Below are 274 nucleotides of genomic sequence, written 5' to 3'. Positions count from 1 at the left end.
AGCTCGGCGTCGGAGCGCGCGTCGTAGACCAGCACCTTCCCGGGAGCGAGCTCTTCGCGATTGCCGTGCAGCACGAAGGCGAGGCCGAGCTCGTCGAGCAGCGCCGGCCTCGGGTCGTCGAAGGTCAGGTCGAACAGCATCACGCCGTCCACCCGCGCTTCGGCGCTCCACCGGCGGTACGCCGCGACCTCCTGGCCGGCGTCCGCACCGACCACGCGGAGCAGCAGCGACTGCCCCGTCTCGGCGAGTTCGCCCTCCACACCGGCGAGCAGGC

The 274-nt window shown here is 72.6% G+C and carries 1 protein-coding gene; it reads right to left on the bottom strand.

Annotated features, from left to right (window positions below; all coding sequences use genetic code 11):
• A partial coding sequence (locus SB719_RS19970; protein WP_412159712.1) for a hypothetical protein occupies positions 1 to 274 on the bottom strand: 274 nt, incomplete at both ends.

It is taken from the genome of Pantoea sp. SIMBA_079 (assembly GCF_046940275.1).
GTDB classification, from domain to species: domain Bacteria; phylum Pseudomonadota; class Gammaproteobacteria; order Enterobacterales; family Enterobacteriaceae; genus Pantoea; species Pantoea borealis.
This window is presented reverse-complemented; position numbering and strand designations above follow the sequence as displayed.